Consider the following 23,995-nt stretch of genomic DNA (forward strand, 5'->3'; position numbering starts at 1 on the left):
CTGAGCACACCGGGGTCGGCGAGCGCGGGCATCGGGCGGCCTCGCATCCCCTGCGCCTACTGTGGGCAGGAGACTGCGCCGCACAGCGCCGGCGGCGCCGCACGACGAAAGGCTTCTGTGAACATCACCCTGCTCTCACGATTCGTGGCGGCGGCCGAAGAACTGCACTTCCCTCGGGCAGCACAGGCCCTCGATATTCCGCTCGCCTCGCTGTACTCCTCGATCGAGAAGCTGGAGCACGAGGTCGGTCATGCCCTGTTCACCCGCGATCAGGGCCGGATTCGACTGACCCCGGCCGGTGCTCGTCTTCTGGCCGATGCCAAGAGCCGGATCGCTGCAGCACCGCCGGCGGCGGAAAAGCCCGCCGTCCCGGCCGGGGGCAAGGCCAAGGCTTCGAAGGGCAAGGGGCGCACCCCCGCCGTCAAGGGCCAGCCGAAGCCGTTCAAGAAGCGTCAGGGCCGATAACCGGCGGACGCCGCCGAGCGGCGCATGCCGTGTCGGTGCCTAACGCGGGTCCAGGGCGTCGCTGAGCTCGGCGAGGAACCTGGCGATCACCGTCAGCTCGGCAGCGTCGTACTTCTCGGCGACCCCGCGCATCACGCGGAGTCGCTCGCCGAAATGGCGGAAGAAGGCGCTGCGCGATTCGTCCGTGAGAACGACGATGCGGGCACGCCCGTCGCTGGGGTGGGGTCGCCGTTCGATGTGACCCGATCGGGCGAGGCGGTCCAGGAGCTTGGTCGTGGAAGCGGTGGAGATGCGCAGGTGACGCGCCACCTCGTGGGGACTGACCGTCTCTCCGCGGCCTTCTCGGACGATGAGCATGCGCAGGGCGGCGAGGTCGCTGGAGTTCATCTCCATGTCGCCCTTCATCCCGCCGTGCATGCGATCCATGGCGTCACTGAGCGCGCGGACGCCCTGCAAGACGTCGGTGACGACGCGGTCGTTCGATCCTTCAGCCGGCCGGGGCTGCGACATGTGGACACTCCCTCCCTCCCCTTGTATCATCAGCGGAAAGCTTATCGCTAGCTAAACTAGCGAAAATGAGGAGGGTCCATGATCGATGCTGACCACGTGGTCCTTCTCGATGAGGAGGGTCGAGCGATCGGCACCGCTCCGAAGAGCAGTGTGCACGGGACCGACACCGCCTTGCACCTCGCATTCTCCTGCCACGTGATGAACGACGCCGGGCACGTGCTGGTGACACGTCGAGCCCTCGGCAAGACCACCTGGCCGGGCGTGTGGAGCAACTCGTTCTGCGGGCATCCCCGTCCCGCCGAGCCGGTGCTTGCCGCCGTGCATCGCCGCGCAGAGTACGAGCTGGGCCTCGCGCTCGCCGACATCGAACTGGCCCTGCCCCTGTTCCGCTACCGCGCCGTCGACGCGAGCGGCATCGTCGAGCACGAGGTGTGTCCGGTGTACATCGCCCGGACGAGCACCGAGCCGGTCCTGAACCCGTTGGAGGTCAGTGAGGCCAAGTGGGTCGACCCGCACGATCTGGGCACATCTCTGACCGCGACCCCGTGGGCGTTCAGTCCGTGGCTGGTCCTTCAGGCGGAGCAGCTGCACCTGTTCGATTCCGAACCTGCGCTCCCCCGACGACGCGCGTCATGATCTCCTCCGCCACACGTGCGGCCATCGACGACGCGATCGATGGCTCGCTGAGCAGGCTGCGACGGCGCGCGGCCTACCTCGGCGACGGATTCGAACAGCTCGCAGAGGCGATCGGCCGCGCCACGGCCGGTGGCAAGCGCACGCGGCCGGCGCTGGTGGCTGCCTCGTACACGGCCTTCGGCGGCGACTCGTCCGCGTCCCCCGCGCTGTGCTCCATCGCGGCGGCGTTCGAACTCCTGCACACGGCGTTCGTCGTGCACGACGACGTCATCGACCACGACACGGTGCGTCGCGGCATCCCCAACGTCGCCGGGGAGTTCCGCGCGCGCGCCCGGGCGCGAGGGGCCGATGCCGACGATGCCGCGCTCGTCGGGGACGCCGCGGCGATCCTGGCCGGCGACCTGCTGCTTCACGAAGCGTCCCGCCTGGTGGCTCTCGCGGACGTGTCCGCCGACGTCCGCGCCCGCTTGTACGCACTGCTGGACGAAGCGATGTACGTCTCCGCCGCCGGCGAACTCGCCGATGTCGAGAACGCCGTGATGCCGGACTACGCCGAAGCGGAGGCCATCTTCGACGCGACGTTCAACAAGACCGCCGTGTACTCGTTCAGCGCCCCCCTCTGCGCCGGCGCCCTGCTGGCCGGGGCGCCGGCGGATGCGCTGGCCGCACTGGAGACCCAGGGCGGTCGGCTCGGACTCGCCTTCCAGCTCGTGGACGACCTCATCGGCGCGTTCGGCTCGGCCGAGCAGGCGGGCCGCGACGAGGGCGGTGATCTGCGTGAGTCAAAGCGCACTCCGCTGATCGAGCTGGCGCGCCAGAGCCCATCCTGGTCGCGGGTGAACGACGCGCTGGCGCTGGCCTACACGGGACCGATCGCCGTCCGGGAGGCTCAGCTGGCGCTCGAGGAGAGCGGCGCCCGGTGGAGTGTGCGCACGCTGATCGTGGACACGCTCGGCGAGGTCCGCGCAGCCGTGGAGGCTCCGGCGTTTCCGCCCGCGGCCCGATCACTGCTGCGCGACATCGCGGACCGCGTCCAGGAGCGCATTCCGTGAGTCACAAGCCGACCGGGCTGGCCCTGTACGACAAGACGGCCGAGGATGCCGCGGCCGCAGTGATCGCCTCCTACTCCACATCGTTCGGCCTGGCCGCGCGCCTGCTCGGTCCGCGACCCAGGCCGCACGTGCGCAACGTCTATGCGCTGGTGCGGATCGCCGATGAGATCGTGGACGGACCCGCCACCGCGGCGGGATTGGATTCGACCGCGGCCCGCGCAGTGCTGGATGAACTCGAGGCCGAGACGGTCGCGGCGATCGGACGCGGCTTCAGCTCTAATCTCGTCGTACACGCGTTCGCCCGCACGGCGCGGGAGTGCGGAATCGGCGAAGACCTCATCGCGCCGTTCTTCCGCTCGATGCGCACCGATCTGCTCACCACCCGGCACGACGAGACCTCTCACCACGAGTACGTGTACGGGTCGGCGGAGGTGGTCGGCCTGATGTGCCTTCAGGTCTTCGTCAACGCCGGCGCGCGGCATCCCACCGCCCCCGATGATGACCTCACCGACGGCGCCCAGCGCCTCGGTGCGGCCTTCCAGGACGTGAACTTCCTGCGCGATCAGCATCACGACGAAGACGCGCTCGGCCGCGACTACCTCGGTCTGTCAACCGGCGCATCGACCCGCGCCGAGATTCTGGATCGCATCGACGCGGACCTCACCGCCGCGGCAGCGGTGATCCCGCGCCTGCCCGTCGACTGCCGGCGCGCGGTCACCGTCGCCCACGACCTGTTCGCGTCGCTGTCCGCCCGGCTGCGCCGGGAATCGGCATCCAGCGCGCGTGTGCGCGTTCCCAACGCCGTGAAGGCGGCCCTCGCCGCCCGCGCCTGGCTCGGCTTCGCACCGCGCCGGAGCACCCCGCGAGCACGAGCATGACCACGAGCGAATCGACGACGGAGGATCAGCACATGCCCGAGGATGACAGCGGCGCCGCCATCGTGATCGGCGCCGGGATCGCGGGGCTCGCCACGGCCGCGCTGCTCGGCGCAGAGGGATGGCAGGTGACCGTCCTGGAAGCTCGGCACGAGGTCGGCGGCCGCGCCGGCTCGTGGGAGCACGAGGGCTTCCGTTTCGACACCGGACCCAGCTGGTACCTCATGCCCGAGGTCTTCGACCACTTCTTCCGCCTGCTGGGCACCTCCGCCGAACGGGAGCTGGACCTGGTGCCTCTCGACCCGGCCTACCGGGTGTACAGCCAGCCGTCGCCGCAGCACCGGCTGCCGCCCACGGACGTGCGGTCCGGGCGGGATGCCGCGACCGGCCTGTTCGAGCGGATCGAGCCCGGTGCCGGCGCCAAGCTCGATGCCTACCTGGACTCGGCCGCGGACGCCTACGAGCTGTCCGTATCGCGTTTCCTCTACGACACGTATGAGACCACCGCGGGTCTGCGCGACCCCGTGCTGCTGCGGCGGTCCGGCCGGCTCGCTCCCCTGCTCACCCGTTCGCTGGCCAGCCATGTCGAGCGCCGGTTCACCGACCCCCGGCTGCGCCAGATCCTCGGCTATCCGGCGGTCTTCCTCGGCGGCTCGCCCTACAGCGTGCCGAGCCTGTATCACCTGATGAGCCACCTCGACCTCGACGACGGCGTCCTGTACCCCCGCGGCGGATTCACCGAGGTGATCGCGGCCGTGCGCCGGCTCGCGATCGCCAACGGCGCGACGATCCGCACCGGCTGCGAGGTTGTCGAGATCACCACGACGGATGCCGCGGTCACGGGCGTCCGCCTCTCCGACGGTCGCGGCATCCCGGCATCGCTGGTCGTCTCGACCGCCGACCTGCATCACACCGAGACGGCGCTTCTTCCCCCGCACCTGCAGAGCTATCCCGAGAAGTGGTGGGCGAAACGCACCCCCAGCCCCGGCGCGCTCCTGGTGCTGTTGGGGGTGGACGGAGAGCTGCCGCAGCTGGCTCATCACACCCTCCTGTTCGCGGAGGACTGGCGGGCGAACTTCGACGACATCTTCCAGGAGCCCAGCCGGATCCCGGCGCCCGCCTCGCTGTACGTGTGCCGCCCCAGCGCCACCGACCCGCACGTGGCCCCATCCGGTCACGAGAACCTGTTCGTGCTGGTGCCGATCCCCGCCGACCCCGGCATCGGTCGCGGCGGTATCGACGGCGACGGCGACGCGGCAGTCGAGACGGCTGCGGACCGCGTGATCCAGCAGATCTCGGACTGGTGCGGCATCCCGGATCTCGCCGATCGGATCGTGGTGCGGCGCACGATCGCCCCCGGTGATTTCGCCGCCGATCTGCACTCCTGGCGCGGGAACGCGCTCGGTCTGGCCCACACGCTGGGACAGAGCGCGATGTTCCGCCCCCGCAACGCGTCCCGCAAGGTCCGCGGCCTGTCGTACGCCGGCGGGTCGGCGCTTCCCGGCATCGGACTGCCGATGTGCCTCATCTCAGCCGAGCTGGTGCTCAAGCGCCTCCGCGGCGATCGCACCCCCGGCCCCCTGCCCGAGCCGGCCAGGGTGTGACGTGCCCGGGGTCTATCTGATCGCGATTCTCGTCTCGGCCGCCGGCATCGCCGCGCTCGACGCGCGGTGGCGTCTGGCCGCCTGGGACTCGCCGGCGCGCACCGCCGTGGCGGTGCTGCTCGGCACGGCATTCTTCCTCGCCTGGGACGCGGTGGGGATCGCGACCGGCGTGTTCGTGAAAGGTGACAGTCCGCTTCTGCTCGGAGTCGACCTGGCCCCCGAGCTGCCGGTCGAGGAACCGTTCTTCCTGGCGTTCCTGTGCTACCTGGCGCTCGTGGTCTGGTCCGCGGCCCGACGGCTGCCTCGGCTCAGTGCAGACCGGCGCAGCCTCGAGGGGACGCGCGAGTGACCTACCTGCTCATCGTGGTGCCGTTCGTCCTGGCCACCGCGGTCGTGACCCTCGCCACTGTCCGGCGTCCGTGGTTCGCCCGTCGGATGTGTGCGTCGGGCATCGCCGCCCTCGTCCTGGTGTGCCTCACTGCGGTGTTCGACAACCTGATGATCGCCGTCGGGCTCTTCACCTACCCGCCGGAGCACCTGAGCGGCGTGCGGATCGGACTGGCGCCCGTGGAGGACTTCGCCTATCCCCTCTGCGCGGCGTTCCTGGTGCCCGCCGTACTCACCCTCCTGACCCGGCCGGCCCCGGTCGAGGCGACCGCATGAGCGACGGGCAGGCGCTGCGGCCCGGCACCGTGATCCGGCAGCTGTTCATCGCCTCACGTCCGGTCAGCTGGATCAACACGGCCTACCCGTTCGCCGCGGCGTACCTGATGACCACGCGCGAGATCGACGTGACGCTGGTCGTCGGCACGCTGTTCTTCCTCGTGCCCTACAACCTCGCGATGTACGGGATCAACGACGTGTTCGACTACGAGTCCGACCTGCGCAACCCGCGCAAAGGAGGCACGCACGGGGCGGTCCTGGACCGGCGCATGCACGCCGTCACCCTGTGGGCGGCGGTGCTGGCCTGCCTGCCGTTCGTGATCTTCCTGGTGCTCGTCGGCGATCCCTGGTCCTGGCTGGTCCTGGGCGTGAGCCTGTTCTTCGTGGTGTTCTACAGTGCGCCGCCGCTCCGGCTGAAGGAGGTGCCGTTCGCGGACTCGGTGACCTCCAGCATCCACTTCTTCTCCCCCGCCGTGTACGCGCTGGTGCTCGCCGGGGCGACCTCGAGCTGGCAGCTGACTGCGGTGATCGTCGCATTCGCGCTGTGGGGCGTGGCTTCGCACGCGTTCGGCGCCGTCCAGGACGTGGTGGCCGACCGCGAGGCAGGCATATCGTCCATCGCAACGGCCCGCGGCGCCCGATGGACGGTCTGGTTCTCGCTGGTCTGCTATCTCGCCGCGGGTGTGGTGATGCTCGTCACACCGTGGCCCGGTCCGCTCGCGGCGCTGGTGGCCGTTCCGTACCTGGCCACGGTGTGGCCCTTCCGGCGCATCACCGACGCGACCGCCGAGCGGGCGACGGCCGGCTGGCGGCGGTTCCTGTGGCTCAACCAGATCGCAGGCTTCGCCGTGACGGTGCTGCTGATCTGGGTGTGGCTGCTCACCGACTGAGCCGCTCGGCCGGCGGCATGGTGCCCGCCCGAAAAGCGGAAACGCACCCCCGAAGGAGTGCGTTTCCGCGTGACCTGCGCCGGCCGCTGCTAGTCGCCGAGCTCGATGAGCTGCTCGATGGCGGTGGTGAGCCGCTCATCGGCCGCCCCGTACGCCGCCCAGTCACCGGCCTGAAGCGCCGCCTGACGGTCCAGCAGGGCCTGCTGGGCCTCCTGCAGAGCAGCCTGGTAGGTGTCCGCAGGCGGCGTGGCGGGTGCGCTCGGATCCGGTGTCGGCTCCCCGGGCGTCGGCGTCGGCGTCGGCGTCGGGCCGGGTGTCGGAGTGACATCCGCGTCGCCGGTGTCGACCCCGGAGTCCCCGCCGAACAGTGCGTCGAGTGCCTCGTTGAGCGTGTCCTCGAACGCCACCTCGTTGCCGAAGGCGACCAGCACCTTCTGCAGCTGCGGCAGCTGGGTGCCGCTGGAGGCCTGGACGAACACGGGCTGCACGTACAGCAGCCCGCCGCCGACGGGGAGGGTCAGCAGGTTGCCGTTGATGACCTCGGACTGTCCCTGTTTGAGCAGGTTGATCTGAGAGGAGATCAGCGGATCCGAGTTGAACGTGTTCTGCACCTGGCCGGGACCGGGCACAGTGGTGTCCGCGTCGACCACCAGCATTCGGAGCTTGCCGTAGTCGGCGTTCTTCACGCCGGTCTCGCTGCCCGCGTTGGAATCGACGGCGAGATACCCCATCAGGACGTTGCGTGACGCGGTCCCCTCCGAGGCCGGGATGAAGCTGGTGAACATCGAGTAGGTCGGAGCGTCCTGGCCGGGCATCTGCATCGTCAGGTAGTACGGAGGCTGCAGCACGGTGTCCAGCTGCGGGTCGTTCGGCGTCTGCCAGGCGTTGTCGCGCTGGTAGAAGGACTGCGCGTCATCGACGTGGTACACGCCCAGTGCGTAACGCTGCACCTTGAACAGGTCCGTCGGGTACCGCACGTGGGCCATCAGATCGCCCGACATCTCGCTGATCGGCTTCACCGTGGAGGGGTACACGTTCTGCCACGCCTGCAGCAGGGGGTCTTCGTCATCCCAGGCATAGAGCGTGACCGAGCCGTCGTATGCGTCGACGGTGGCCTTGACCGAGTTGCGGATGTAGTTGATGTCATCCAGCGCGAACCGCTGCGCGGTCGTGTTGGAGTCCGAGATCGCCTGCTGGAGGCTCACGGTCGTCGAGTACGGGTAGTTCGCGCTGAGGGTGTAGCCGTCCACGATCCACACGATGCGCCCGTCGACCACGCTGGGGTACGGGTCGCTGTCGAGGGTCAGGTACGGTGCGGCTTTCTGGACGCGCACCCGCGGATCGCGATCGTAGAGGATCTGCGAGTCCTCGTTGACGTAGTCCGAGAAGAGGATCTGCTCCGACTGGAACTTCAGCGCGAAGATCAGCCGGTTGAACACGCTGCCGATGCTCGGACCGCCGTCTCCGGTGAACGTCGTCTTCGTCTCGGACGCGCCGTCCGCGCCGGACGGGTAGTCCAGCTCGACCGGGTCGGTGCCCTCGGGCGCGCCCACGATCGAGTACGGCGGCGAGTACTCGCCGAAGTACACCCGCGGCTCGAAGTCCTCCTGATCGGAGAGGAAGCCGGCGGCCGGGATGCCGCGCTCGAGGAAGACCGGGTCGCCGTCCGTGGTGCGGTCGTTGCCCTTGGCCGCGACGACACCGTAGCCGTGCGTGTAGACCAGCGACGTGTTCTGCCACGACGCGGCGGCGCCGAGCTGGTCCATGTTCAGCTCGCGGACGGACACGACCGTGTCCTGGGAGACGCCGTCGATCTCGTAGCGGTCGACATCGAGCGGGTCGGCGAACTGGTAGTAGCCGCGGAACTGCTCGAGCTGTCGCACCGTCGGGCTGATGACGGTGGGGTCCATGATGCGGATCTGCGCGGTGGTGGCCGCGTCTTCACGCAGCTGATTGGGTCCGACGTCGGTGACGGCTTCGAAGTTGGTCTTCTCGAGCCCATCGATGCCGTACGCGGCTTGCGTCATGTCGATGCCGCGCTGGTAGTACTCCCGCTCCAGCGCCAGCTGGTTCGGGCGCACCTGGAAGGTGTTGACCACCCACGGGTAGCCGACACCGACGACGATCGCCGAGACCACCAAAAGCGCGGTGGCGATCAGCGGGTACCGCCAGCGGCCGATGATCGCGGTGACGAAGAACAGGATCGCGACGATCACGGCGACGACCGCGAGGATCGTCTGCCCGGGGATGACGGCATGCACACCGGTGTACCCGGGACCGGTGATGCGATCGCCCGGCTCGACGAGGGTCTTGTAACGGTCCAGCCACAGACTGGCTCCCTGCGCCAGGAGATACAGCCCGGCGATCACGGCGAGCTGGATGCGCGCCGCCTTGGAGATCCGAAGCTCACGCTGGCCGATCCGCACCGACCCGTACAGGTAGGACACGAGGGCGGTCACGAGCAGGCACACCAGGAGCACCGCCGAGACGAACCCGAGCAGCGCGCTGTAGAACGGCATCGCGAACAGGTAGAAGCCCGTGTCCAGGTTGAACTGAGGGTCGGTCATGTCCGTGGCGACGCCGTTGAACCACAGCCACGTGGTCTCCCACTGCGCGGACGCCGCGAAGCCGGAGAAGAACCCGAAGAAGATCGGGATGCCCCACATCGCCAGGCGGCGCAGCGGTTCGACGACCTCCTGGTAGCGGTCCAGCTGCGAGCTGAGCCGCGCGTACACCGGGCGCAGGCGGTAGGCGAGCTGGATGGCGAGCCATACCGGGACGGCCATGCCGATGAACCCGATGACGAACATCACCACGCGGGCGGTCCACTGCGTCACCAGGACGGAGTCGAAGCCGAGCTGCGCGTACCACTGCCAGTCCGCGTACAGATTGGCGAACACGAAGAAGGCCACGACGAGGGCGGCGATGATGGCGAGGGAGATCGCGATGATCCGGCGGGAGCGAGAGGGCGTGGCCGGGGCCGGCGCTGAGGTCGTGGTCACAGGTCCATCCTAGGTGCGCGGGTCTGGGGGGCCGTCGAGTCCGCCCTGGGCGAACTCCCGGAGAATCCGGCCGGCGGCATGAGCATGCTCAGCCGACGCCGCAGGTCGGCAGGTCGGCGACATCGCCGTCCTCGCTCACGGCATCCAGCACGGCGAGCGCATCGTCGAGCTCCGCGACGGAGAACACCTGCAGGCCGTCCGGAACGTGCCCGACGACCTCTTCGCAATTGGCTTCGGGCGCCAGGAACCACTGCGCACCGGCATCGACCGCCGCCCACATCTTCTGGCGGATACCCCCGATCGGGCCGACGACGCCGTCCGCGGTGATCGTGCCGGTGCCCGCGACGGTCTTTCCGCCGTTGAGCTCGCCCGGTGTGAGAGTGTCGATGATGCCGAGCGCGAACATCATGCCCGCGCTGGGGCCGCCGACGTTGTTCAGCTGGATCGTCACGTCGATCGGGAAGTCGTAGGCGGTGGTCAGCGTGACGCCGATCAGCCAGACCGTCTCACCGTCGACCTCGGACGGGCGGGGCGTGATCGACACCGACTGCTGCTGGCCGTCCCGTTCGATGCGAAGCTCGATCGGCGCTCCTTCGCCCTCGTTGACGAGCCCGCGCAGCTCGTCGACGTCGGTCACCGGCATCCCGTCGGCCTCGAGGATCACATCGCCCTCCTCGAGGGCATCCTGGGATGCCGAGTCCGGGGTGAACGAGTACACGCTCAGCTGCGGATCGACGTCGTAGCCCAGTTCGGTCAGCGCGGCGGCGGTGGCGTCCTGCTGCGAGTCGACCATCATCGCCGCGCTCTCCTCCTCGCGCTCCTGCGTGGTCTGGTCCTGCGGGAAGACCGCGTCGATCGGCAGCACGGCACGGCTCGGATCGAACCAGGCGGTGGCCAATTCGAACCAGGAGGGGGTCCGATCACGGTTGCCGACCACCTGGACGGTCAGCAGGTCCAGGGCACCGTCGGTGGGGAAGGTCTCCGCGCCCTCGACCGAGATCAGCGGGACCTGAGTGCCGTCTGCGGCCGATGCCGTGCCGAGGGTGTTGTAGACCGGCCCGGGACGCTGGATGACGTACGAGGTGGGCAGGAACGTGATGATCAGCAGCACCGCGAGCGCGATGGCGAGCGCCCAGACACCCGCGAGCATGTTCCGCGACATGCGGCGTACGGGGGCGGGCGTGATGGTGACGTTCTCGTCGAACAGCGCCACGGCGGGTGGACCTTTCTCTGCCTGGTCGTTCGCGACCGGCGTAAGGGCGGAAAGGTCCGTGCCGGGTGGTGCGATGATCCGTGCGACTAGCGTAGAGCGCGAGTTCATGACCCGGCTGAAAGGCGGCTGAAGTGCCAGACTCCAATCCCGAGGACGACCAGACCCCGGAGGAGCAGTTCCAAGAGCTGATCCGGCAGCTGTTCGGCGGCGCGGGCGGACAGGTCGATCCGGAGCAGCTTGCGCGGCTGTCGGGCATGGGAATCGACCCCGCGATGATGCAGACGGTGATGCGGCACCTTCAGGGTGCCTTCTCCGGTGGCGGCGATGAGGGGATCTCGTGGGATCTCGCAAAGCGGCAGGCGCTGCACATCGCCAACCAGGACGGCCTGGTCGTCACGGACGGTCAGCGAACCGACCTGGACCAGGCCTTCGCACTGGCCGCGCTGTGGTTGAGCGAGGCCACCACCATCTCGGAGCTGGCCACCCCGCCCCGGTCGTTGACGCGCGGCGGGTGGGTGGAGGCGACGCTTCCGGTGTGGCAGGAGCTGGCTGAGCCGGTCGCCACGAGCATCGCCGACGCTCTCACCGCGGCGCTGCGCGATCAGGCTCCCGAGGAGATGCAGGGCCTCATCCAAGGCGCGGGCCGCCTCATGCGCACCGTCGGTGGATCGCTGTTCGCCTCGCAGCTGGGTCAGGTCGTGGGCAACCTGTCCAAGGAGGTCGTCAGCGGCGGCGACGTCGGCATCCCGCTCATGCCCGACGGCGATGCGGTGATCCTGCCTCAGAACTTCGCCGACTTCGGCCGCGATCTGGAGATCCCGGACGACCAGCTGGCGCTGTACATCGCCACGCGCGAACTGGCTCACGCCCGCCTGTTCCGCCACGCCCGCTGGCTGCGGCTGCATGTCATCTCGCAGATCACCGACTTCGCCCGCGGCATCCACGTCGACACCGACGCGCTGGAGGAGCTCGCCTCGCGGTTCAACCCGTCCGAGCCGGAGGAGCTGCGGCGCGCCCTGGAGAGCGGCGCGCTGCTGCCCACGCGCTCCGAGGCGCAGAACGCGGCGCTGACGCGCCTGGAGAACCTCCTCGCCACGATCGAGGGCTGGGTGGATGTGGTCACCGACGCCGCGACCGCGCGTCTCCCCTCCGCCGACCGGATCGCCGAGGCGGTCCGCCGCCGCCGGGCGGTCGGCGGGCCGGCCGAGCAGGCGCTCAGTTCGCTGGTCGGCCTGGAGCTGCGCCCGCGGCGAATGCGAGAGGCTGCGGCGATGTGGCGGGCGGTGACGGATGCCGTGGGTGTCGCGGGCCGGGATTCGCTGTGGGACTACCCCGACCACATGCCGACGGCGGAGGACATCGACGATCCCGCCGGTCTGGTGGCGCGGCTGGAGGCGCGGGCGCGGGGCGAGGAGCCGGCTCCGGACGAGATGGATGACGCGCTGGCGAAGCTGCTGGCCGGCGAGGACATCGGCCAAGCGCCCACCGAGGGCGGGGCAGCCGATGATTCCGGGGCGGATGCTTCGGACGCGGATTCCGCGGCCTCCGACGAGGACGGCCCGGCCGGACCGGACGACCCGCGCCCGGTCTGACCGGGCACCGGGGCGCCACCGGCTCCTCCCCAGCGCCGGCGTGACCGGGTTTCGCCGAGCGGACCTGTGGACAACGCGGCCGCTCGTGGAGCACGGTCCAGAATCGGGGCATGCTGCAACTGGATCCGGGCCTTCCTCCGCTGTGGCGCACCCCGACCACGCTGCAGTTCGGCCTGGATGCGGTGACGGTGATCGAAGACCCCGAACCTTGGCAGCAGCGGCTGGTCCGAGAGCTGGAGCGGGGCATCCCCGAGGCCGTGCTGGATCCCGTCGCCGTCGCATTCGGCGCCCCCGAGGGCGCTGCTGCCGGGTTCGTGCGGAGCATCGGACGGGCGCTGCTCGCACCCGCGTCGCCGGGTCGTCGTGTCGTCGTGCAGGCACCGCAGGACGGAGGGGGCGGCATGGCGGACGCCGTGGTGGGCGCGCTGGAATCCGCCGGGGTCCACGTGACGCGGATGACCTGGTTCGGCGCCCCCGACGAAGCCGTGCCGGCCGATGCCGTCGTCGTCGTGCTCGCGCATCACCTGGTCGAGCCGCGCCGGACGGCCGCGCTCATGGGCGCGGACGTCCCGCACGTGCCGCTCGTGTTCTCCGGCTCCGGTGCCGAGATCGGGCCGTTCATCGTCCCGGGACGCACCGCGTGCCTGGCGTGCATCGCAGCGCACCGCCGGGACGCGGATCCGGCGTGGCCGCACCTGGCCGCCCAGCTGCTCGGACGGCGCCCGCCGGAGGTGGCGGACGCGCTGGCCGTGGAGGCGGCCCTGCTCACGGCTCGGCTGATCAGCGCGGCCGAGCGGAGCCCGCAGCGGATCCGCTGCCGCTCGCTGACCTTGCGCGAGAACTCGCTGCACCGGTCGATGCGCGTGCACCGCCCGCACGCAGCGTGCCGCTGCCGATCTCTCGGAGGAACCGCGACGGCTGCCGTTCCCGCGTTCCCCTCGACCAGGACAGCGACAGCGTTCGCCCGGCCCGCGTGATGCCCACGTACGCCAGCCGGCGCTCCTCGTCGACCTGCTCGAAGGTGGTGGCGTAGCTGATCGGAAGCAGCCCTTCCGCGAAGCCGAGCAGATGGACGTGGTCCCATTCCAGTCCCTTGGCCGCGTGCAGCGTCGCCAGCGTGACCGTGCGCATCCCGGGTTCGTGCTGGGCCTTGGCCCGTGCCTGCAGTTCATCGGTGAATCCGCGCAGGGTCGTCCCCGGAGGCGACTCCTCCGCCAGGCGCAGCAGCGCCGCGCGCGCCTCCCACGCATCGCGCAGCGCGCCCCCCGCCTGCGGCGGTTCGTTGGTCAGACCCAGCGAGCGCAGCACATCACGCACGGCGTCCACGAAGTCGGCCTCCAACGGCGCGACCGAGGCACCCCGCAGCGCCATGACGGCCTGGCGCACTTCCGGCATGTCGAAGAATCTCCGACCGCCCAGGACGCTCGTGGCGATCTCGTGGCGCGCGAGGGCGCGCACCAGCTCGGCCGACTGGGAGTGCGCCCGGTAGAGGATCGCGATGCGGCGGGGATCGACGCCCGCCGCGATCCGCGCGGCGACCTGCGCCGCCACCCCTGCGGCCTCAGCGACGTCGTCCTCGTACGCCGTGACCATCGGGGTCTCCCGCGGCTCGGCGTCCGCGGTGCCGGTTGCGGCCGCCGTGAGCTCCAGCGCTCCCGGCCGGCCACGCATGAGTTCGTTCGCGACCGCGAGGATGGCCGAATCCGATCGGTAGTTCCGCTCCAGGCGCACGACGCGCGCGTCCTCGTGCGCATCCGCGAAATCGAGCAGGTATCGCGCGTCGGCGCCGGCGAACGAGTAGATCGTCTGGCTGGCGTCGCCGACCACGCAGATGTCGCGACGATCGCCCCGCCACAGCTCGAGCAGGCGGTACTGCAGGGGCGAGACGTCCTGGAACTCGTCGACCGTGAAATGGCGATACTGCTCGTGCACGGATGCCGCGACGTGCGGCTCGGCCTCCAGCATCCCCGCGCAGGCCAGCAGCACGTCCTCGAAGTCGAGCTGGCGGCGCTGGTCCTTCACCTTCTCGTAGGCACGCTGCAGCTCGACCACCCGGCCGACCTCCAGCCTGCCCACCCCGTTCGGGCGCGCGGCGGCGTACTGATCGATGCTGCGCATCGTCACCTTGCGCCACTCGATCTCGCTCGCCACGTCGCGCAGTGTCGCGACATCCGGCGAGATCCCCATGCCGTCGGCGGCGTGTGCCAGCAGGCGCACTTTGTTGTCCACGATGCCGGGGGCCGTGTCCCGCGCGACGGTGGGCCAGAAGAAGTTCAGCTGCGCCAGTGCGGCGGCGTGGAAGGTCCGCGCCGACACGCCCTCCACGCCCAGCGCACGCAGCCGTCCGCGCATCTCCCCCGCCGCCTTCGCCGTGAAGGTCACCGCCATCACCCGGCCAGGCGAATACGCCCCGGTGTCCACTCCGTGCGCGATCCGATGCGTGATCACCCGCGTCTTGCCGGTGCCGGCGCCGGCGAGCACGACCACTGGCCCGCGGAGGGTGGTGACCGCCTCGAGCTGGTGGTCATCCAGACCGGAGAGTGCGGGATCGGTCACGGCGCGCTCGCGTGCCACTCGCTGATCAGCTGATGGGCGATCGAGGCGGACCCGGGCAGGATCAGGTCGCCCTCGCCCCGCAGGCTTGCGCCGATCTCTGCGCGCTCGAACCAGCGCACCGCAAGGATCTCCTCGCCGTCCGCTTCGGCGGCGGCGTCGTCGGCGGCGACCGCGAGGAACCCCAGCATGAGTGAACGCGGGTAGGGCCAGGCCTGCGAGCTGCGGTACTGCACGTCGACCAGGTCCACTCCCGCCTCTTCCCGCACCTCCCGTACCACGGCCGACTCGAGCGACTCCCCCGCCTCGACGAAACCGGCGAAGCACGAGAACCGGTTCTGCGCCCACAGCGCGTTCGAGCCGAGCAGGAGGCGGTCCGGGTGGGTCGCGCTGGTCACCGCCACGATCACCGCCGGGTCCGTCCGAGGGAAGTGCTCGCGTCCGCATGAGGGGCAGTGCCTCGACCAGCCGCTGCTGCGCGTCTGCGTCCGCGCACCGCACGCCGGGCAGAACGGAGCCTCCAACAGCCAGCGGCCCAGGCTCAGCGCTTCGACGAAGGCACCGGCATCCGAGGCCGTCAACGAGCCGCCGACCACGCGCAGCGGCGCCCAGCCGGCCGGCGCCGCAAGAAGATCCTCTTCGCCGCGGGCGAAGACGGCCACCAGCGCCGCCGCCCCGGTGGCGGTCCGACCCAGGAACGCCCACTCCGCACCGGAGGGGACCGCTGGGGGGGCGACCCAGTGCAGCGAGCCCGGCGCGGCCAGCGGCGCGGTGTCGCCGTTCAGCACCAGCACACGAGTCGCATCGTCCAGGCGCGCCGATTCCAGCAGATCGGGGTCCGCCCGCTCGTGCGCCGCGCGATCGAATCCGGGGCGTGCCAGCGGGGCGGAGCGTGTGCTGTCGGGGGCAGTCATCGAGACCTCTCTGCCGCTGGTCGACAAGCCGGGCGTGGCGCGGGGGCGCAAGAGCGCACCCGGACCTACCCTGGGCACATGGCACGCTCACCCCTCACTCTAGCCGCGTCGGTCACCTCGGCTCTGCCCCGGGTCGGCGTCGTAGGGGTCGGCATCCTCACCGAGGGCGCAGCCGGACGCTACGACTCCGCGCTCGCCGAACTGGACGACGGGCGCCGCGTCGTGGTGCGCGCTCCGGTGGATGCCGAGGCCGCGCCCGAGCTCGCCGCCGAAGCACGCGCCCTGCGTGCCCTGACCCCCGGCGTGCGCGGGCTCCTCCCGTTCCGCGCACCGGAGCTGCTCGGCGAGACCGGGCTGGGCGATGCCCGCGCGGTGGTCGTGGACTTCCTGCCCGGCTACCGCGTCGATGCCGCTCACCTGCCCCCCGGCCGCGGCGCCGCCAGCTCGATCGGCGAGGCGCTGGCCGCACTGCATGCCCTGCCGCTGTCGATCGTCCGCACCGAGGGCCTCCCGTTCCGCACCCCCGCCCAGGTGCGCGAGGACGTGTCACGTCTGCTGGATCGTGTCGAGTCGACGCGATCGGCACCCCACCGGCTGCTCGAACGCTGGCGCCGCGCCGTCCAGACCGACGAACTGTGGCGCTTCGAGTCCGCGGTCGTGCTCGGCGGGGCCGGTGCCGCATCCTTCCTCTTCGAGGATGAGGATGCCGTGCCCGTCGTGACCGGCGTGCTCGAGTGGCACGGCCTGTCGGTGGGTGACCCGGCCACGGACCTGCAGTGGCTGGCCTCCGCCCCCGCCGCCGCAGAGGACGTCTACCTGGCCTACGTCTCCCACAGTGGGCGCGCGCCGGACGCCCTGGTGCGTGAGCGGGCGCGGCTGTACGCCGAACTCGAGTTCGCCAAGTGGCTGGTGCACGGAGCCGAAGCCGGGCGCGAGGACATCCGGGAGGATGCGGTCGCACTCCTGGAGTCGCTGGCTGCCGGCGTGCGCGACGATAACATCGTCCCGGATGCCGCGCTCGGCGTCGATGACGCGATCGCACTTCTGGACCGGGTGCCCGACGCCCAGTCCACTCCCGTGGACACCTCGATGCACACGGACGCATACGACCCGGAGGAGTTGGCCCTGTGGCTCTCCGCCGACGAGGACGACATCGCCGGAGACGGCCCAGGCGAGGACGCTGACGCTGCACCCGCGAACGCGCAGCGCAGACCGCACGACGATGTCTCCACGGCGCCGGTCGACATCTCGATGTGGGCGCAACGGCCTCAGCCCGCCGCGCAGGCGAACGGCACGACCGGCGCCGAGACCGGCGACGCGCAGGCGGACGCGGAGCGCTCCTCCGACGCGGCACTGCGGCGGTGGCTCTCGGACTGACCGGGGCGGGCGCCTCAGCCGCGCAGCACCAGGTCCGCAGCGACGTAGTACAGCGCCACGTCGATCTCCTCCAGAGGCACACCGTGCATCGCGTGGTAGGCGTGCCGATACAGCTGCAGCTGCAGCATCCGCTCGTCGCGCTCCGCGTCGGTCCGCGGCGGCGCGCCGGTCTTCCAGTCCACGATCTCGATCCGCCCGCCCCGGTCGCTGCGCCGGTAGACGGCATCCAGCTTGCAGATGATGACATGCGGTCGTGCGTCCAGGCCGAGCCCCGGCTCGTCCGTGACGGTGAAATCGATCTCCGTCTCGACTTCGATCGGGCTCAGCGCTCCCCATTCGGACGTGGCGAAGTTCGCCTGCAGCGTGGCGAGCACGGCGGCATCCTCGGCGGAGGCGGTCGTATCCGGTGCGTCCTCGTCCAGTTCCCACAGAGCGTCATCGAGTGACCCGGCCGTGCCGACGCGACCCGAGCGCTGCTCGACCCAGGCGTGGAAGAGGGTCCCCAGCCGGGTCTGACGGAACGGTCGCTCCGGCAGCGGTCGCGCGATCCGTCCGACGGTGCCGGCGTAGTCGGACACGAACTCCTTGTAGCGCGACGCGGCGATGCGTGTCGGCGCACTCTCGGTGGGGGGACGCTGTCGCTCGTCGCGTTCCGCGAGCAGCAGCGCGACGTCGCGATCGGGTGCGACCCGAGGGCGGGCGATCGCCGCCTCGACCGCCGCCGCCGCTCGTTCGACGACCTCGCGCCGTGCACCCAGCGGGTCGATCGGCCACTGCAGCATGCGTCGCTCACCCAGGTACGGGTTCTCGCCGGGGACGTCGTCGGGCAGTTCGACGCGCAGCGCCGCCGCGATCTCGTTCAGGAACACGCTGCGCTCGCGCGGCCGCTTGGTCCCTGACCAGCTCGCGCCGGTCAGCAGCAGGTGATCGCGGGCGCGGGTGACCGCGACATACGCCAGCCGGCGATCCTCCTCGAGCTGTCGGGCGCGGTTGGCCGCCACGAACGACTCGAACGCGGCCTTCAGGTCCTGCTGCGTCGGTGCCGCGTCCCGTTCCCACTGCAGCGCCGGCAGCCACCGCGCATCGCCGCGGAAGGAGTACGGCAGGACCCCGAAGCCGAGCCACCCCTTCGTGTCCCGCGGCGCACTCGGCAGCTCGTCCTTGACCAGACGCACCACCGCCACCGCATCCCACTCCAGCCCCTTCGAGCCGTGGATCGTGAGCAGCTGCACGACATCGTCCTCGGGCGGCTCGGTCCGCGGCGCGAACTCGTCCAGCTGCTCCGCGTGGTCCAGCCAGGCCAGCAGACTCGAGATCGACCCCGACTCGTCGGCGGCCAGGAACGCGTGCAGCTCGTCGACGAACGCGCGCAGCTGCGCCGAGGCGATCCGAGCCGGTCCGCGCGACTCGTTCGCAGCCAGTTCCACATCCAGGCGCAGCTCCAGCTCGATCAGGCGCACGAGGTCGGGCATCGGCATCCCCACCGCCCTGCGCAGGCCCGCGAAGACCGCGCCCGCCTCGCGCAGCCGCTCCCTGGCCTCGGGAGTGAATGCGTTCAGCCAGCCGTGATCGGCCCTGTGACGCAGCACGAAATCGAGCGCGTCCACCAGCGAGCCCTCGTCGTCCCCGGCGCTGCCGCGGACGCGTTCCACGACCTCGGGTGCCAGCGGCTGCAGCGCCGCGTCGTGCCGCGCGATGCGCCGGGCCAGCGCGGCGAGCTCACGAAGGTCGGGAAGCCCGATCGCCCAGCGCGGCCCGGCCAGCAGGCGGATCAACGCGGAGCCGGCGGCAGGATCGCTCAGCACGCGCAGGGCGCACACCACGTCGACGACTTCCGGTGTGGACAGCAGTCCGCCCAGTCCCAGGATGCGATGCGGGATGCCGCGGCGGCCCAGGGCGTCGCCGAAACGCACCATGTGCTTCTTGCTGCGGAAAAGGACCGCGCCGGTGCTCGATCTGCCGGCCGCGGCGCGCTCGTCCCGCACCCGCGCGAACCACGCCGCGACGCGGTCCGCCTCGGTGTCCAGGTCGGCTTCGAAGACCAGGTCGACGGCACCGGCCGGGGCGCCGGGACGCGCGCGCAGCTCCTCCACGACGACGGCGGCGCGAGTGGCCAGCGGCGCGAGCACCGCGTTCGCGGCGCTCAGCACGCCGGCGCTGTTGCGCCAGCTCGTCAGCAGCGAGAACTGTGCGCACTCCCGCCCCGGCGAGAACGACCCGGCGAAGCCGCCCAGGTTCCCGGCGCTGGCACCGCGCCACCCGTAGATGGCCTGGTTCGGGTCACCGACCGCCATCACGGCGGTACCTGCGAACAGCTCGGCCAGCAGGTCGGTCTGCACGACGGAGGTGTCCTGGTACTCGTCCAGCAGGACCACGCGGAAGCGCTCCCGGAGCTCTTCGGCCACGACCGGGTGCGTGCGGACCACTTCCAGTGCTCCGGCGACCTGGTCGGAGAAATCCAGCACGCCGATCCGGCGCTTCTCGGCGGCGTAGGCGCGGGCCAGGTCCGCGAGCAGGCCGAGGGCGCCGACCTTCTCCGCGGCGTCGGCGACATCGCTGTAGACGACCGTGCCTTTGCGGACCGAGGGCCGCTCGAGCACGTCATCGAATCGCTCCGGGAACGCGGCGAGCTCTTCGAACGAGACGAGGTTGTCGACACCGTCCCGTGCGATCCGCAACGCCGCATCGACGATGCTGCGTACCGCCTCGCCGCGGGTCTCCAGTCGCGGGTCGTCGGAGCCGAAGACCACCCGGCGCATGAGCAGCCAGGCCGCCGACTCCGAGAGGATGACCGCCTCCGGGTCGCGGCCGATCCGGACGGCGTGCTCGCGGACGATCTGATCGGCGAAGCTGTTGTAGGTCGCGACCGTCGGACGGTGCAGGAGCGCGTCGTCGTCGGGGGCCTCGCCGACCGCGCCGACCTCGGCAGCCAGCGCGTCCATCGCCGCCGCGCGGGCCGAGGATGCCTTCACGCCGTCGCCGCCGCCGCGTTCCAGCTCGCCGAACACGTCCAGGCGGCCTTCGGCGTGCAGGACGGGAAGCGCAGCGAGAAGTCCGCGGCGCTCGAACTCGGCCAGCCGCTGCAGACGGCGCTGGATCCGCTCCGCGAGTTCGCCGGCGGCCTTGCGGGTGAAGGTCAGCCCCAACACCTCGTCACGGCGCACGATCCGGTTCGCCACGAGCCAGACCACCCGGGCGGCCATGGTCTCGGTCTTGCCGCTTCCGGCCCCGGCGACCACGAGCGCGGGCTCCAGCGGCGCCTCGATCACCTCGGTCTGCTCGCCGGTCGGGGGGAACTGGCCCAGCGCTGCGGCGATGACCTCCGCCGAGAGCGTGGCCACCGAAAGCGATGCCGTCACGATGCGCTCACCGCGCCGATCGTGTGGATCCGGCACAGTCCGTACGAGAACTCGTCCCGGCAGTGGTCCTCGTACGGTGCCGCGAACGTGGTGCCCCGCATCACCGCCACCGCCGACCGGACCCGGTCCAGGAACAGCTCGCGGCGTTCGTCGTCGAACGGCGGCTGCCACGGGGTGGCGTAGTCCGCTCGCGACGCCGTCGGCCGCAGCACCAGCAGCTTGGCTCCCCCGGCCGGCAGACCGGCGGCGGCAGGGATGGCCCCGGACTCGAAAGCAAGCTGGTACGCGCCCAGCTGCGGGTTGTCCACGACCTTGGGATCGGTCTGCGGTTCTCGCTTGCCGGTCTTCAGATCCATGATTACGACCGTTCCCTCCGGGGTGAGCTCGACCCGGTCGATGTAGCCGGAGAGGATCGCACCGTGCTCGAACGCGTCGGCGTCATCCAGCGGGATCGCGACCTCGAAGTGCGGTTCGGCGCCGATCAGCGCACCGCCGGCGTCCTCGAACCGTCGCAGATACAGGTGCAGCCGTCGCACCAGATCCCGTGCGCGGGTCCGCTCCGCGCGGTCGCGCCATTCCGCCTCGAAGCTCAGCTCGTCCCAGCGCGATTCGACCTCGGCCCACAGACTGGCCTCGTCCGAGCCCGCAGAGTGCTCCAGCGCCGCGTGGATGATGGTGCCCAGCCCGGCGGTCGCGCCGCCCGGGTCGCCGCCCAGGTCTCCGATCACCCAGTTCAGCTCGCATTCCTCGAGCGTGTGCAGCCGCGACGGCGAGACCCGCACGTCCTCGCGGGACAGATCCCGCAGCGGGCCGGTCGAGGTGGGCGGTGCGACGCCGAACCACTCGCCCGGTGCGGAGCCGGGGACCAGCGCGTCGGCCAGCAGCGCGAGCTGCTGTGCTGCGCGCGCGGCGCGCTCGCCGCCCCTCGCCCGCGAGGACGGGTCGGTCAGGGCACGCCGGTGCTGCGCGACCAGGCCGCGCAGCGAGAGCGGATGCTCGACGGCGTGCCGTTCCGGGTCGGGCAGGAACTCGAAGAACACACTGGGACCGGTGTCATCGTCATCGACCGCGGTCACGATCACCCGATCGGTGGCCCGCGAGAGAGCGCGGGCCAGCAGCCGCAGCTCGTCGTGCATCGCAGCGCGTCGTCGGTCGAGGGTGGAGGCGGCCCCCGCGTCGGCCCTGGTCGCGGCATCCGCCAACCGCCAGGTGTCCAGTAACGATCCGCGCAGCCGCGTGTTCGGCCAGACGCCGTCCTGTACGCCTGCCACCACGACGGTGTCGAACTCGGTGCCCAGCGCCCCGGCAGGGGTGAGGATGCGCACCGCCTCGCCGCCGGCCGGAGCATCCAGACGGTCTTCGGCGACGTCGCTGTCCAGGATGCCGCGGACGAACACCCGCGGGTCGGCGTCCAGGGACCGTTCGACGAAGCGCTTCGCCGCCTGGAACAGTGCCACCACGGCATCCAGATCCCGGTTGGCCTGATCCGCCAGCGGACCGTGCCCGCGGGCCGACTCGGACCACGCGCGCTGCAGGCCGCTGCGCTCCCACGCGGTCCAGAGCAGCTCATGGGCGGTGGCGCCGCGAGCCAGTTCGTCTCGAAGCACTCCCAGCGTCCGCGCCACGACGGCTGCCCGTCGCGCCTCTCGGGTGTCGATCAGGTCCAACTCCAGCGGCTGCAGCATCGCCGACACGATCAGCTCGCGGCCGGACCGTTCGCCGCCGGCCGCGAGCTCGCCGTGGCGCAGCGCCGATCGCAGCCGCCGCAGTTCGATCGCGTCCAGCCGGCCGCCCGTGCTCAGCAGCGCCTCCGCGGCATCCTCGAACGTCCACTCGTCCCGGGCGGCGAGTTCGATCAGCCGGAGCAGGTCGCGCACCGGTGGCAGGGTTCCGAGCGGGCGCCCTGGACCGCTCGAGCGGGTCGGCACCTCCCGCGCCGCAAGCTCTGCCTCGAGGGCGGCGACCTGCCTCGTGTCGTGCGCGATCACGGCGCAGGAGGACCACCGGATGCCGTCATGGACGTGCCGCTCGCGCAGCAGCCGCGCGATCGCATCGAACTCCTCGGCGGGCGAGCGCAGCGTCAGAGCCCGCACCGAGCCGTCCGAGACGACGGCGTCCCCCTCGGCGGAGGGTCGTACGCGGTGCGCGACCAGACCGACCGCCCCGATGCGCTGCGTCACCTGGCGGACGATCTCGTTCTGCCAGCCGGTCCCCCGGTGCGCGGCAGCCAGCACCGAGACGCTGCCGAGACTGCGCGCCAGGCGCGCGAAGTTCTCCGGGGTGGCGCCGCGGAACGCTCCGGAGCCGACATCCGGGTCGCCGAACGCCAGCACCGCGATCCCGCGCTGCCGGCATGCCTCGAGCATCTCGACACCGCCCAGCGTCAGCTCCTGCGCGTCGTCGACGAGGATCATTGCGAGGCGTTCGATGACCTCCGCGCCGGGCGCGCCGGTGCGCAGCACTCCCACCGCCTCACGCACGAGCCCGGCGGCATCCCGGTGCGCGCCGCGCATGTCTGCGCGCACCTGCAGGTACTCGGCGAAAAAGGATGCCATCGCCTGCCACGCCGGGATCGAGTGGGTCTGCCCCAGCGCGTGCAGCCGGTCGGGCTCGATGCCGAGCGTCGTGCATTCGGCGAGGAAAGTGCGCACCTCGGTGCGGAAACCCTTGGTGGACCGGACCTCGCGCCCCAGCCAGTCCGGCCAGCGGCCGACGCCGGCCCGCTCGTCCTCCGCATCGCCCTCCAGCAGGTCCTGGATCAGCTGGTCCTCGTCCCCGCCGGTGAGCAGCTGCGGGGGCTCCTCACCCGCCGCGACTGCGCTCGCACGCACGAGCTGGTAGGCGAAGGAGGCGACGGAGCGCGCGATCGGACCCGATGTCGCACGACCCACTGCGAGGGCGAGCCGATCACGCAGGGCGGTGGCCGTCTGCCGGGAGGGGGTGAGCACGACCAGCGCGTCCGGGTCCGCGCCGGCTGCGACCAGTGCGGCGACACGTGCCACCAGCGCGGTGGTCTTGCCGCTTCCCGGCGCACCGACGACGACGCCGGATGCCGCGGCCGGCAGCGCGATGACGGCGCTCTGGTGCCCGTCGAGCACGGGTGCCACGCCCGAGCCGTCCGCGGAGTCCATGGCTTCGACGGTACCTCCACGTGCGGACATGCGGCCGCTGCCGGGCCGCCGGTCGGGCGTTCGCCGAGAGCGTGCAGCCGACGGGCGGGGCCCTTCCACCGGTGTCGTAGAGTTGCCATGCGCGCCGGGCGTACCGGCGCAGAGGCCCCGGGACTCGAT

The 23,995-nt window shown here is 71.1% G+C and carries 17 protein-coding genes; 10 read left to right on the plus strand and 7 right to left on the minus strand.

Features of this window, described 5'->3' with window-relative positions; genetic code table 11:
- The first annotated feature begins 117 nt into the window (after positions 1-117).
- Positions 118-465, plus strand: coding sequence for a LysR family transcriptional regulator (locus NQ152_RS01580; RefSeq protein WP_257522773.1), 348 nt, complete (start codon positions 118-120; stop codon positions 463-465).
- A gap of 39 nt (positions 466-504) precedes the next feature.
- Here NQ152_RS01580 and NQ152_RS01585 read toward each other — a convergent pair whose 3' ends face one another.
- Positions 505-975, minus strand: coding sequence for a MarR family winged helix-turn-helix transcriptional regulator (locus tag NQ152_RS01585; protein ID WP_257502455.1), 471 nt, complete (start codon positions 973-975; stop codon positions 505-507).
- A 78-nt stretch (positions 976-1,053) separates the two neighbouring features.
- Between NQ152_RS01585 and idi the strand changes: the two genes are divergently transcribed.
- Genes idi through NQ152_RS01620 form a run of 7 tightly spaced genes read left to right on the plus strand, consistent with a single transcriptional unit; the run spans position 1,054 to position 6,695 of the window.
- Positions 1,054-1,611 carry an isopentenyl-diphosphate Delta-isomerase gene (idi, locus tag NQ152_RS01590; protein WP_257522774.1) on the plus strand — a complete coding sequence of 186 codons (558 nt, stop codon included), beginning with the start codon at positions 1,054-1,056 and terminating at the stop codon, positions 1,609-1,611.
- Complete coding sequence (locus NQ152_RS01595) at positions 1,608-2,663, plus strand: polyprenyl synthetase family protein (protein WP_257522775.1); 1,056 nt, start codon at positions 1,608-1,610, stop codon at positions 2,661-2,663. Before idi ends, NQ152_RS01595 begins: the two co-directional genes overlap by 4 nt.
- Positions 2,660-3,541 (plus strand): squalene/phytoene synthase family protein, encoded by an 882-nt coding sequence (locus NQ152_RS01600; protein WP_257522776.1) that lies wholly within the window; start codon positions 2,660-2,662, stop codon positions 3,539-3,541. Before NQ152_RS01595 ends, NQ152_RS01600 begins: the two co-directional genes overlap by 4 nt.
- A gap of 32 nt (positions 3,542-3,573) precedes the next feature.
- Positions 3,574-5,142: a phytoene desaturase family protein gene (crtI, locus tag NQ152_RS01605; protein WP_257522777.1), complete on the plus strand. Its 1,569-nt coding sequence runs from the start codon at positions 3,574-3,576 to the stop codon at positions 5,140-5,142.
- Between the two features lies 1 nt (position 5,143).
- A complete protein-coding gene (locus NQ152_RS01610; protein WP_257502450.1) occupies positions 5,144-5,491 on the plus strand; it encodes a lycopene cyclase domain-containing protein in 348 nt (115 codons plus the stop codon).
- Positions 5,488-5,805 carry a lycopene cyclase domain-containing protein gene (locus NQ152_RS01615; protein ID WP_257522778.1) on the plus strand — a complete coding sequence of 106 codons (318 nt, stop codon included), beginning with the start codon at positions 5,488-5,490 and terminating at the stop codon, positions 5,803-5,805. Before NQ152_RS01610 ends, NQ152_RS01615 begins: the two co-directional genes overlap by 4 nt.
- Positions 5,802-6,695 carry a prenyltransferase gene (locus NQ152_RS01620; RefSeq protein ID WP_257522779.1) on the plus strand — a complete coding sequence of 298 codons (894 nt, stop codon included), beginning with the start codon at positions 5,802-5,804 and terminating at the stop codon, positions 6,693-6,695. Before NQ152_RS01615 ends, NQ152_RS01620 begins: the two co-directional genes overlap by 4 nt.
- An 89-nt stretch (positions 6,696-6,784) precedes the next feature.
- Here the strand turns inward: NQ152_RS01620 and NQ152_RS01625 are convergent, their stop codons facing one another.
- Together NQ152_RS01625 and NQ152_RS01630 are read right to left on the minus strand one after the other, a co-directional pair.
- Positions 6,785-9,697, minus strand: a complete 2,913-nt coding sequence (locus NQ152_RS01625; RefSeq protein ID WP_257502447.1) for a UPF0182 family protein — start codon at positions 9,695-9,697, stop codon at positions 6,785-6,787.
- A gap of 88 nt (positions 9,698-9,785) precedes the next feature.
- Positions 9,786-10,910 (minus strand): PDZ domain-containing protein, encoded by a 1,125-nt coding sequence (locus tag NQ152_RS01630; protein ID WP_257502446.1) that lies wholly within the window; start codon positions 10,908-10,910, stop codon positions 9,786-9,788.
- 131 nt (positions 10,911-11,041) lie between these two features.
- On the opposite strand from NQ152_RS01630, the gene NQ152_RS01635 reads away from it, so the two are divergent.
- Positions 11,042-12,502 (plus strand): zinc-dependent metalloprotease, encoded by a 1,461-nt coding sequence (locus tag NQ152_RS01635; RefSeq protein WP_257522780.1) that lies wholly within the window; start codon positions 11,042-11,044, stop codon positions 12,500-12,502.
- A 780-nt stretch (positions 12,503-13,282) separates the two neighbouring features.
- Here NQ152_RS01635 and NQ152_RS01640 read toward each other — a convergent pair.
- Positions 13,283-15,058 (minus strand): ATP-dependent helicase, encoded by a 1,776-nt coding sequence (locus tag NQ152_RS01640; protein ID WP_257522781.1) that lies wholly within the window; start codon positions 15,056-15,058, stop codon positions 13,283-13,285.
- Positions 15,055-15,969, minus strand: a complete 915-nt coding sequence (nudC, locus tag NQ152_RS01645; protein ID WP_257522782.1) for an NAD(+) diphosphatase — start codon at positions 15,967-15,969, stop codon at positions 15,055-15,057. The genes NQ152_RS01640 and nudC overlap by 4 nt, the downstream gene beginning before the upstream one ends.
- Before the next feature lie 78 nt (positions 15,970-16,047).
- Between nudC and NQ152_RS01650 the strand changes: the two genes are divergently transcribed.
- Positions 16,048-17,346, plus strand: coding sequence for an aminoglycoside phosphotransferase (locus NQ152_RS01650; protein ID WP_257522783.1), 1,299 nt, complete (start codon positions 16,048-16,050; stop codon positions 17,344-17,346).
- Positions 17,347-17,360: 14 nt separating this feature from the next.
- Here the strand turns inward: NQ152_RS01650 and NQ152_RS01655 are convergent, their stop codons facing one another.
- Entirely contained in the window at positions 17,361-20,705 is a 3,345-nt protein-coding gene (locus NQ152_RS01655) for an ATP-dependent DNA helicase (protein ID WP_257522784.1), read from the minus strand.
- Entirely contained in the window at positions 20,702-23,836 is a 3,135-nt protein-coding gene (locus NQ152_RS01660; protein ID WP_257522785.1) for a UrvD/REP family ATP-dependent DNA helicase, read from the minus strand. The genes NQ152_RS01655 and NQ152_RS01660 overlap by 4 nt, the downstream gene beginning before the upstream one ends.
- Positions 23,837-23,995: the final 159 nt, after the last annotated feature.

The organism is Microbacterium sp. zg.B48 (assembly GCF_024623505.1).
Classification (GTDB): Bacteria; Actinomycetota; Actinomycetes; order Actinomycetales; family Microbacteriaceae; genus Microbacterium.

What these genes read in the sequence shown, in the direction of transcription:
- NQ152_RS01585 (WP_257502455.1), bottom strand. Translation starts at nt 975, where the DNA reads ATGTCGCAGCCCCGGCCGGCTGAAGGATCGAACGACCGCGTCGTCACC.
- idi (WP_257522774.1), top strand. Translation starts at nt 1,054, where the DNA reads ATGATCGATGCTGACCACGTGGTCCTTCTCGATGAGGAGGGTCGAGCG.
- NQ152_RS01595 (WP_257522775.1), top strand. Translation starts at nt 1,608, where the DNA reads ATGATCTCCTCCGCCACACGTGCGGCCATCGACGACGCGATCGATGGC.
- crtI (WP_257522777.1), top strand. Translation starts at nt 3,574, where the DNA reads ATGCCCGAGGATGACAGCGGCGCCGCCATCGTGATCGGCGCCGGGATC.
- NQ152_RS01620 (WP_257522779.1), top strand. Translation starts at nt 5,802, where the DNA reads ATGAGCGACGGGCAGGCGCTGCGGCCCGGCACCGTGATCCGGCAGCTG.
- nudC (WP_257522782.1), bottom strand. Translation starts at nt 15,969, where the DNA reads ATGACTGCCCCCGACAGCACACGCTCCGCCCCGCTGGCACGCCCCGGA.
- NQ152_RS01650 (WP_257522783.1), top strand. Translation starts at nt 16,048, where the DNA reads ATGGCACGCTCACCCCTCACTCTAGCCGCGTCGGTCACCTCGGCTCTG.
- NQ152_RS01660 (WP_257522785.1), bottom strand. Translation starts at nt 23,836, where the DNA reads ATGGACTCCGCGGACGGCTCGGGCGTGGCACCCGTGCTCGACGGGCAC.